Source organism: Flavobacterium sp. (genome assembly GCF_003525665.1).
Lineage (GTDB): Bacteria > Bacteroidota > Bacteroidia > Flavobacteriales > Flavobacteriaceae > Flavobacterium.
Map to the genome: position 1 here is coordinate 2,791 of NZ_DQDX01000084.1, position 7,877 is coordinate 10,667.

The window sequence follows — 7,877 nt, forward strand, 5'->3', positions numbered from 1 at the left end:
CTTTAGATAATGAAAAAAATAGATCCGTTAACGTCAGAGGAGTTTATTGCGAAAAAGAAATCGCAGCGATTTGCAACACCAGAAAATCGAATTAAATATAATAATCAATTGGCAACAGACTTAAGAGAAAGTAGAGCAATTATTGATAAAAAGATAAACTTAAATCATAGAATTCTATTAAAAGAACTTGATGGCAAAGATGAAGTAATACTGCACGAAATGTATTTAGAAGGAAGAGGATTTAGTTTCGTTGTTTTTAATCATATTGTGGAACATCAAGGAGTAAATAGAAATTGCATCTATGAATTCATTATAATTATTTTAGAAAATAATCATATAAAAATTATTCGAAATGAAAGATTTTAGAAACTTACAGACTATTGATAACTCTTTAGATTATCAAAACCTCCAGGTGCAAAATTTGCAATTGCAACATAACAATAAACTATTAAAAAACATTTTGATAGGAACAGCTATTATTTGTATCGTAATACTATCTGTTAACCATTACATAGAAAATAAAAAAGAAGAAGTAACGTACTAAAGCTTCCTTTTGAATAGATGAGCTATCTATTAAATAATAGGAAAAGCGTATTGTTTTCTATTGAAATAATTTAGATTTCAAATACATTTTATTTATTACATCAACTTATAGAAAACTATTGAAAAAGTAATAGTAAAAATGTATTGTTTTGTATTGAATCGTTAGATAATTCCAATACTTGTCCTTGAATAAAAAAACCAACAAATGCTATTGAATAATAGTAAAATTGTTATTAGTAAACACAAAATTAGATTCGAAAAAAAACAACATAAACAGAATTCATAATACGACCTATTAAAGAAGCAAATTAATTTGCATAAATGCAGCTAAATTTGAATTGACTTGTTAGGAATTTAATAGCAACTTGTAACGATTTACTATTGTTTTGTTACAAAATCTATAATAAATCAATCTTCCCAACCGCATAAAGTTAGTCCTATAGCTTTCGCATCTTTAATAGTTTTTTTTACTACTGTATGCTTACATGCATTTAATCCGCGGCAGGTTTCTTTGTAATGGTATTTTGTTGCTCCTTTGCTTTGGCATACATATACATCATCTATAGTTTTTGTAAACGAATTAAAAACCAGAAAAGAAAAAAGGATTAATAGTTTTTTCATACGTAAATGTATTAATTTTTTACCACGATTTCATATTCGTTACCATCATCATCTATTCCCAAAAGTTTTCCGTAACCTATCCATTCGGTAGTGATTTCTATTTCGTTACCTTCTAAATAGGTTAAGGTTCCTTTACCATATTTTCCTGCCACGTTGATGTTGCCTTCTAATTCATTTCCTTCAACATCAGTAGCAATTACATCATAATTGTATTGATAATCTCCCGATTCACCTGTTCGGTATTCGTATTGGTAGGTTGTATCTTCATGGTGATTGGTAACCGAGTCAATAGTTATTTCTTCTGCTGATTCTGGTAAAAGGTTTTGCGGACTTGCTGTTTCTTTTTTTCTACAGTTTGATAATAATAGGATTGAAGCAGTTGATAAGAATAGAAATTGTAGTGTTTTTTTCATGACTACTGTGTTTTTGTAAAAATAATAATAGCACTAGTTTATATTTTACGGAAAACCGTAATTACTTATTAATTGATTGAAAATGTAATAGCAATAGGAATGTGATCGGAGATTATTCTTGCTTGTTTTAGGGTTTTAAAATTGGTGTAGAAAAGGATGGCTTCTGTTTTTGATATTGTTATATTGTTTTTTTTGTACCAAATATTATCAAATTCTGATGCGAGGCAATTGTCGCTTTTGCATTCTTGCTTAAGTGATGTTTTTTGATTGATGAATGCCGATTGATAGCCCATTTTTTTCAACGGATTGAAAACGGTGTGTGACTGCGGACAATTGAAATCGCCTACAAAGAGTAAGTTTAGATTAGGATATTGCGCAGGTAAATATTTGAAGTATTTGATTTCGGTTTCGGGTTGTTTCTTTTTGGTTATGGCGTGAAAGTTGACGAGTGTAAATTGCTTGTTGTTGTATTCGAATGTGCCATAGAATGGTTCTCTATCTATCTCCAGATGGTACTTTTTCTCTAGCCATACTGTACCAATTTTCTTGACTTTGGCTGTTTTCCAGAGAAAGGCATACCGTTCTACTTTGTAGGCGCTACTGCTTGTAGGATCACTTATTACATAATCCCATTTTGCTCCTTTTCTATTGAGTTCGTCGGCTAATTGTGCTACTGCTTGTGCGCCACCATCGCCTGCAACTACTTCTTGCAAAGCCACAACATCATAATTTTTAATTGTGTTTGCGATGAAACTAATTGTTGTATCTGACTTGGAACTGCCCAAATTTTCTACATTCCAGGAAAGGAGTTTTACTTGCGAGAAAGAAAACTGAAAAAGCAATAACAATAAAAAGAAAAGTTTTTTCATAAAACAGTCAATTTTGTATTTCAAAACTTTCTAATATTAATTCTTTATTTCCATTATTTCAACAAAATTATCCAAATTTCCTACCTTAACAATATCTCCAACTGAATGTCCAATAAGAGAAATTGCAAGAGCAGATTTGAAATATATTTTTTGCAAACCTTTATTTAGGTCATTTACATTGTTTTCTGTTTCAACAATTTGAACACTTATATCTTTTCCATTATTTACATACTTCACTTTTATTTTACTTCCCAATTTTATTTCGTTTTTAAATAATTTGGTTTGTACATTAGTTTCAGTATTTATTGATTTGACTATTTCGACTTCTTTTTCATTTTCCAAATATGAAGATTGAGTATTATTGTTCTCAATCAATTCTATATCATCTGTAAATGCAAAAGCTGTGTTTGAATAATCTACAAATTCCTTTTTATTTGATGATTCTACATTTTTGATGAAATCAATTAGCTTGGTTGTTTCTCGACTTGTATTTCTCCACCAATTTGTACTCCAAATCCTATGAAAGACAAAACCGTGTTCTTCTAATATTTTTTGTCGATGTCTGTCGTACAAATAAGCTTCTTGACTTGAATGATATTTTGCTCCATCACATTCGATAGCAATTTTTGGAATGCCAATAATTTTTGGGTCATATACTATGTCAATTCTAAAACCCGCAAATTGCAATTGTGGAATTAACTTTTCTGTTCCTAACTTTTCTGCTAAACTTTGATAAACTTCTTCTTCAAAAGGAGATTCTAAATCTCCCCCAATGAAAGAATCATAACTTGCACTTTTGCTTGTATTTTCTGAGAGTGTTGTTAAAACTGAAATTCTTAAATCATTGTTTTTTTCGCTTATTGCTTTGCAATAAGCCAAATAGGCAAAGAAAACTGCTCTTTTATTATTTGAACCTTCAACGGTCAAATATTCTTTATAATTCATAAATACTTGTTCAGGAATAGATGAACAAACATAAATTTTAAATTTGGCTCTTGTAATAATTACATTTAATAGTTTGTAGCCTTTTGAGTGATTTATTGGGCCAAATCTTTGAGAAAATTTTCTGTCTTTTCCAATTCCATATGTTGTTGAAAGAATTATAACGTCTCGTTCGTCTCCTTGAATATTCTCAAGATTTTTAATGAACATTCCGTTTTCTTCTAACTCTTGAATTTTGGCATTAAATTCTTCATATTTAGAAAATTTTTGTCTTTCTAAAATTTTACTTTTAATATGATTTCTTTGGGCAATATTGAAAGTTGCAATTCCAAGTGTTGGATATTCTCCATTTGGTAATCTATTAATATTATTTTCAATTATTGATAAAACCATTTCCGCTTCTGCATCATTAATATGTTCGGAAAATGTTCCACCTGTTTGGATGAACTTTATTGGAGTATATTCAAAATTATTTGGTAATGGTTTTAATCTTTGATTGTAAAATGCATAATTGGAGAAATCAATTAAAAATGGATGTCTTGAACGATAGTGAAAGTCTAAATGTTTTCTTTGAAAATTTAACTCCGAAGCAAAGTCAAGCAAAGATTCACAAGACAATAAAATATTATCTTTATCTACTACAATTTCATTTTCTTCTTCCAAATCATCTTCATCATCAACAGAGCCGTCAAATACTTTACTAAAATAATTTGATGGTGGCATTTGATGTTCGTCTCCAGCAATGACAATTTGTTTTCCTTTTAAAATTGCTGGTAAGTTATCTTCAAGTCTTAACTGACTTGCCTCGTCAAACATTACAATATCAAAATATCCATTCATTCCTTTGAAAAGATTACTTGCAACATCAGGAGAAGTTAATACTATTGGGAAAAAATTTGTAAACAGATTAGAATCATACTGAACAATTTGTCTTAACGATAGTCTTTTAAATCTATTACTACTTCGTTTGTTATAAAGATTTTCAACAGAAAGATTATTGTTCCTTTGCTCAAATTCTCTAGTTGAATCAATTTGTTTTGAAAACCAAAAATCCTTTATAAATTTTAGTTGTTCATTTTCAATTCCTTTTAAGGCTTTATCAAGTTCTATATGTTCATTATCGTTAGTTGGCAAATGTATATTTGCAGATTCTACCAACATTGAATTTAGATAATGGATTAAAAATGACTTTCTCCAATTAGCTTTATTCTTGAGTTCAGTGACTAATTTTTTGTTTGTTTCAGTAAGATTATTGTAAAATTGAAACCATCTAAATTCATAGGAAAATAAATCATTTTCGTTTGAAAAGTATTCTTTTTTACTATTGTTAAGTATTTCTACTTCGTATAATAATTTGTTTAAATTATTTGAATTGACATTTTTAGTAGTCCAATTTTCGGTATTTATAATCTTTTTTAATTCATTTGCTTCGGATTGTAGAAGTGTTAATTTTTCTGATTTGTATTCTTCATTGTCAAATGTCAATGTGTTTATTTCTTGATATTCTTTTTCAACTTTATCATTAAAGGTTGAATTGATTAACTCATTTGCTTTTTTAACATCATTTAACCTCGAAAAATTTGATTTAATTGAGCTTGCCAGCTCAATTAAATCTAGATCTTTTGAGTTTTTTAAATGATTTTCAAAATCTAAAAATAGAACTTGAATCTGATTTTGGTCTTGTAATGTTTTCTTTTTAGATTTAGAAAAAAAGGCTAAAGCGTTATAAATAATACCGTTTGTTTTCTGTTCATCTAAAAAGTCTAAATTTTCTTTATGAGTTTCAATAATAGTTGAAATAGAATTATGAATATCAGCACAACTGTCAAGTTGTGCTGATATTTGTTTTTTTCTTGACTGTACATATTCATTTTTGAAATCACTTTCGAGTTGTTTTATTCTCTTAAAAGACTTTAAATATTTTTCAAATGATTCGTCAATTTCTTGCTCGATTTTGAATGGATTATCTCCAACAAATTTTTTAGGATTTATAAATGAATTTGATTCAAACTGCTTGTAATCATCATACAATAACTGTCCTTTTTGAACAAGGTCAATTAAGCTATTAAATTCTTGAGATGTAAATTCAAAAATATTTTTTTCAATATTTAAAGTGTTATCTTCTTCAGATCCTTTAATTTCTGAAATTAGATTACCAACAATGTCTGTCCAAATTTTATTACCTAATAATTTTTCATCAATTTTTTGATGTTTTGAGTTTATGTTTGTAATTAAATCTTTGGCTTTTGTGATAAGGTTTTCTAAAGTTTCTTTAGAAAATTTATATCTATATTTTTTATATTCAGAGTTGTCAACTCTATCTCTAACTGAATCAACAACCGCTTTTCTATCTTTAACTATATCTCTAACAATTACAAAATGATTTTGCAAACCTTTTTCTTTCAAGGCTTTTTCTAATACTTCTAATGCAGTTATTTTTTCACAGACTACAATAGTTTTTTTATTGTTTTCAAGTGCATTTATAAGAATTGCAGTTAATGTTTGGCTTTTTCCTGTTCCTGGCGGACCTTGAATTAAAATATTTCTTGTAGCTTCTAATGAATGTAAGATATTTTGTTGTGAAGGATCGGTTTCAATCGATGAAATCGGTTGAAATGAATGTCCTTCTAAATCTTCAAGGTCGATTTTAAGACCTTCAAGTTCCATAAGATTTCCGTATTCATTTATTATGTTTTGTTTTTGAACTTCAAAAATTGAGAACAAACCACTAAAATCAATTAGAGAATTTGTAGAATTCAAAGGCAATTTCTCATAATGAGTTTTATCGCCTATAGAAGTTATGTTTTCAAGTTTCTGACTAAAAGTTTCTTCTAAATCGTCTGGCGATTTTGTGTTTATTGCTTTTATAAGGTTTTTACAAATTTTTATAAGTTCTGACTTGCTGATTAAACCATTATCTAGCATTTCGCTTGGAATTGGTTCAATTTCAATATTTGAATCACTTTGCAAATGATTTATCAATACTTCATTTAAGTAAATTGGGTCATCTTCATTTCGTGTAATTTCCCAAGTATTAAACTCTTTTGTTCTTTTGATTCTTAAAGACCAAATTAAAATAGGAGCAACGGTTAATTTGTTATCTGCTAAATCTCTTCTTGCCAATATCGGAAATCCAAATCCAAAAGTATTTATTCCTTTTTCGGATTCAATTGCTTCTGTCTGATTGATTAAATTTTCAAAAGCCTTAGTGATTTTTACTAATTGAGTTTGGTCTTCTTCAAATAATGAATTTAAGTCAGGGACATTATCTTTCCAGCTAATTCTAAATTTTAATGGTAATTCAGAGAGAAGTGAATTAATAAAGTTATTAGGCAAATCTTTATCAATTTTAGAAAGTCGGTTTAAATCAAATTTATATCTTGAATTTGCTGGAATTGCATTTAAATGAACACCTCTTCGGTTTCCAATTTTAAGTCTTCTTTGTAATTCGGTTAAGAGTTTTTCAGTTAATTCCATTTAGATTTTTTAAAGTGTTTTTTTTGGAAATTAGTGAAGTAGGTCATCAATAATATCACTAAAATCGAACTCATGTACAAGCATAATTGTGTGACCTTCCTTTCTTAATGAAAGTGCCTTTTCGACTTTTCTTCCATAACATGCAAATGCCCATGCTGGATTACCATTGTCTCCAATTATTAAATAATCTGTTTTTTTCGTAATAGTGCTAGTTGGAATTCCTCCTAACTTTATTATGTCTTTTTGCAAATCATCTCTATTTCCTCTTTTTAGAACTCCTGTAATGCAAAAAGTTTTGTTTTTGAATGTAACTTGTGGATCACTACTACAATGTCCAGATATTTGAATGTCTAAAGTCTCATTTTTTATTAGTTCGCTTGTTTTTAAGTCCTGCAAATTTATAAATTGACTAAAATACGCTTTCAAAACCAATATTTCTTCTTCTTCTATTTTATTATCCGAAATTATTGATGAAATTAAACTTCTTATTTCATCATATGGATAATATGTGCTAAGATGTTCATTCTCCGATAACCATTGTTCTAATGTGTAAATTTCTTTTTCATTAATAATACCATCTGCTAATATTCCATGACAAAGTCCTTGTAGAATTTGTAAATCTGATGTCACAGTATTGTAATAATAATTACCATTTTCATATTTTTGACACAACCAAAATAAGTCTTCAATTGTCTCTTTAAGTGGGATTTTATTTGAAATAGTATTTTCGACAATATTCATAAATTCGTTAAATGGATTTCTCTTGATTAACTCTTTATGTGAAGAGATCCATTTTTTTAATTCATTTATTTCTTTTTCATGAACAACATTATCTAAATTAAAACCAAGCAAAATTCCTTTTAGCGTACTGATAGCTTTGTCATTTTGAGCTTTTGCAGTATAAATATTTAAAGTTTGTTGATCCATAGTTCCAATAATTGATTATCGTTATTTAAGTTTTATTTTCTTTTTACAATTCGTTTATTTCTTTTTCAATAAGTTTATATTTATG

General features: G+C 28.2%; 6 protein-coding genes. 1 reads left to right on the top strand and 5 read right to left on the bottom strand.

All coding sequences use genetic code 11. From position 1 onward, the window contains the following. Nucleotides 1-9 precede the first annotated feature (9 nt). Nucleotides 10-366, top strand: a complete 357-nt coding sequence (locus tag DIU01_RS06105) for a hypothetical protein (RefSeq protein ID WP_290832532.1) — start codon at nucleotides 10-12, stop codon at nucleotides 364-366. Between the two features lie 585 nt (nucleotides 367-951). On the opposite strand, the gene DIU01_RS06110 is transcribed toward DIU01_RS06105, so the two are convergent. The 5 genes from DIU01_RS06110 to DIU01_RS06130 all read right to left on the bottom strand — a co-directional run bounded on the left by DIU01_RS06110 (nucleotide 952) and on the right by DIU01_RS06130 (nucleotide 7,792). Further along, entirely contained in the window at nucleotides 952-1,164 is a 213-nt protein-coding gene (locus DIU01_RS06110) for a hypothetical protein (protein WP_290832534.1), read from the bottom strand. 11 nt (nucleotides 1,165-1,175) lie between these two features. Continuing rightward, complete coding sequence (locus DIU01_RS06115; RefSeq protein ID WP_290832536.1) at nucleotides 1,176-1,577, bottom strand: hypothetical protein; 402 nt, start codon at nucleotides 1,575-1,577, stop codon at nucleotides 1,176-1,178. A 68-nt stretch (nucleotides 1,578-1,645) separates the two neighbouring features. Beyond that, nucleotides 1,646-2,446: an endonuclease/exonuclease/phosphatase family protein gene (locus DIU01_RS06120; protein WP_290832538.1), complete on the bottom strand. Its 801-nt coding sequence runs from the start codon at nucleotides 2,444-2,446 to the stop codon at nucleotides 1,646-1,648. Nucleotides 2,447-2,482: 36 nt separating this feature from the next. Continuing rightward, nucleotides 2,483-6,865 carry an AAA domain-containing protein gene (locus DIU01_RS06125; protein ID WP_290832540.1) on the bottom strand — a complete coding sequence of 1,461 codons (4,383 nt, stop codon included), beginning with the start codon at nucleotides 6,863-6,865 and terminating at the stop codon, nucleotides 2,483-2,485. 30 nt (nucleotides 6,866-6,895) lie between these two features. Continuing rightward, nucleotides 6,896-7,792: a BRCT domain-containing protein gene (locus DIU01_RS06130; RefSeq protein ID WP_290832542.1), complete on the bottom strand. Its 897-nt coding sequence runs from the start codon at nucleotides 7,790-7,792 to the stop codon at nucleotides 6,896-6,898. Nucleotides 7,793-7,877 lie beyond the last annotated feature (85 nt).